Here is a 2,570-nt window from a genome sequence, read left to right as displayed (position 1 = left end):
GGCGCGCGCCGCTGGCCTCGCGGGTGCGGGCCGCCAGGCCCACGTGGTCCATGTGCATGTGCGTGACCACGTGCACGCGCACCCGCTCCCACGCGCCGGCGGCCTTCCGCACTCCCGCGTCCAGCACGTCCCACGCGGGCTCGGTGCCCAGGCCGCCGTCCACCAGCATCCACCGGTCGCCGTCCAGGCGCACCAGGTAGGCGTGGACCTCGCTGGGGCGCCCCGGCATCGGCGTGGTGATGCGCCACACTCCCGGCGCCGGCTGCCGCAGCGCGCTCGACTCTCCCGCCATCTCTCTCGCCGGTGTGCGTGGGCCCGCAGATGTAGGGAGTGGCAGAACAATAGGCCCGCCGCGAGAACCGGGGCAAGGGAAACGTGCGGCCCCGCGGCGTATCGCCGGGATTCGTACGCGGCATCGCATCGCCCCGCGCTACTATCACCGCGCCCCGGCGGACGCGGGGGCGCCGGTTGGCGGAGCTCAGATCAGGCGGGTAGATTCGCATCCGCGCCGCGCCGGCAGCAGCCCCAGCCGGCAACTGGGCGACGGACGCATCCAATGCCGCACATCCACCGCATCCCCATGCCCGAGAACGTCTCCGCGGACCGCCGCCCGTTGCGCGCGCTGCTGCTGTACCTGCTGGCCGTGTTCGCGGGCGGGGCGCTGCTGGCGCCGTGGCTGTACCACGCGGTGCAGTGGCTGGCGCGCGAGACTCCCGCGCTGGCGGGAATCGCGAAGATGCCGTTCTCGCGCTACGTGAACCGCGGCATCCTGATCGTGGCCGTGCTGGGCCTGCCGTGGTTCGTGCGCGCGTCCGGCATCCGCCGCTGGAGCGACGTGGGGTTGGACCCGCGCCATCCCCGCTGGCGGCGCTTCGCCGCGGGGTTCGCGCTGGGGCTGGTGTCGCTGGCCGTCGTCTGCACCGTCGCGGTCGCCGCGGGGGCGCGCGAGGTCCAGTCGCATCCGCCGGGACGGCTCGCGAGCCGCCTGGCGGGCGCGCTGCTCACGGCGCTGATCGTGTGCGTGGTCGAGGAGCTGCTGTTCCGCGGCGCCATCTTCGGCGGGCTGCGGCGGTCGGTCGGGTGGAAGGCGGCGATGGCGGCCAGCAGCGCCGTGTACGCGATCGTCCACTTCATGGGCAAGCCGGACGCGCCCGGCGCCGTCGCGTGGGACTCGGGGCTGCGGGTGATGCCCAGCATGCTGCGGGGGATGACGGAGCTGCACGGCCTCGTCCCCGGCTTCCTGAACTTGACGCTGGCGGGCGTGATCCTGGCGCTCGCGTACCACGCCACGGGCGACCTGTTCACGTCCATGGGCATCCACGCCGGTTGGATCTTCTGGCTCAAGTTCTACGGCTACCTCACGCGCGGCGTGCCCGGCGCGAACGAGTGGGTATGGGGCACCTCCAAGCTCATCGACGGCTGGTTCGCCTTCGCGGCCCTCGTGGTCGTCCTCACCGCCGTCGCCGTCCTCCTCCGCCGCGCATCCCCCGAATCGACCTTGGTCGGCTGACCCGCCACGCTCGTCGCCCGTTCGATCACCTCCTCATGGTGCCCCTCACCCGCGGCTTCTCCACCTTGCGCCGCTCATTCCACGGTCCGGTGGTGCCCGAAACAATGGGCACCGTCCGCATCAGTCCGTGTCACGGAACCCTTGCACTTCGCGTCCACTCCGATTAGTGTGTGGCGTTCGATAATCGGCCCTTTCGGCTCGCTCGGCGCCGCATCCCACCCCTCGCCCGCGCGTTTCGGAGACCCGGGCGCATCCTCCTCCGCGATTGCGCGGCCGCGGCAGATCAGCCCGGATCTCGAACCATCCTCCTATCCTCCTTCACACCGTGAAAGCGAGGTCCCCCATGTCACTCCCCGGAACCGTTCGCAAGGCTCCCCCCGGCCTCATGGGCTTCGACACGAACCACCCTCTCTCCGACGACGCGGAGGTGAAGCGGTTCTTCGACACCGGCCACCGCTTCTGCCTTCGCTACGTCGGGCGCGAGGTGATGACGCCGCACGACCTCTCCGCTAAGGAGGCCGTGCGTATCCTCAGCGGCGGGCTGGCGCTCATGCCGGTGCAGCACGTGCAGAATGAGGGATGGACGCCCACGCCGGAGCTTGGAGCGAAGTACGGCAGGAACGCCGCGCGCTTCGTGGAGGAACTGGGCTTTCCCGAGGGAGTGAACGTCTGGCTGGACTTGGAAGGGGTGGCGAAGGGCGTCCCGGCGCCGGACGTGGTCGCCTACTGCAACAACTGGTACAACAGCGTTTCGGCGGCGGGGTTCACCCCCGGGATCTACGTAGGGTGGCGCCCCGGGCTCACCGGCAAGCAGCTCTACCAGAAGCTCCGCTTCCAGCACTACTGGGGCGCCTATAACGTGGACGTCACCATCCCGGTGCGGGGCTGGACGCTCAAGCAGTCGGTGGCGCACGACGGCCCCGGGCACGAGCACCAGGACGACAAGACCGTCACCGACGGCAAGGGCGGGCGCGTGCTCTGGCTCACCACCTTCGCAGGCGTGCAGAACGAGGACGATGCCGTGAAGCAGCCGGTCGCGAGCGTCCAAGTGCCCGCGCTG

General features: G+C 70.8%; 3 protein-coding genes. 2 read left to right on the top strand and 1 reads right to left on the bottom strand.

Translation table 11 applies throughout. The features are described 5' to 3' along the window. Nucleotides 1-292 (bottom strand): MBL fold metallo-hydrolase (locus VFE05_24665; GenBank protein HET6233292.1); only part of this gene is annotated, 292 nt, incomplete at its 3' end. A gap of 264 nt (nucleotides 293-556) precedes the next feature. On the opposite strand from VFE05_24665, the gene VFE05_24660 reads away from it, so the two are divergent. Both VFE05_24660 and VFE05_24655 read left to right on the top strand, forming a co-directional pair. Beyond that, a complete protein-coding gene (locus VFE05_24660) occupies nucleotides 557-1,510 on the top strand; it encodes a CPBP family intramembrane glutamic endopeptidase (protein HET6233291.1) in 954 nt (317 codons plus the stop codon). 343 nt (nucleotides 1,511-1,853) lie between these two features. Next, nucleotides 1,854-2,570 (top strand): glycoside hydrolase domain-containing protein (locus VFE05_24655; GenBank protein ID HET6233290.1); only part of this gene is annotated, 717 nt, incomplete at its 3' end.

The sequence above is a fragment of the Longimicrobiaceae bacterium genome (assembly GCA_035696245.1).
Lineage (GTDB): Bacteria > Gemmatimonadota > Gemmatimonadetes > Longimicrobiales > Longimicrobiaceae > DASRQW01.
This window is presented reverse-complemented; position numbering and strand designations above follow the sequence as displayed.

Bases quoted from the DNA above. Each gene is read 5' to 3' on its own strand.
- VFE05_24660 (HET6233291.1), top strand. From the start codon at position 557: ATGCCGCACATCCACCGCATCCCCATGCCCGAGAACGTCTCCGCGGAC.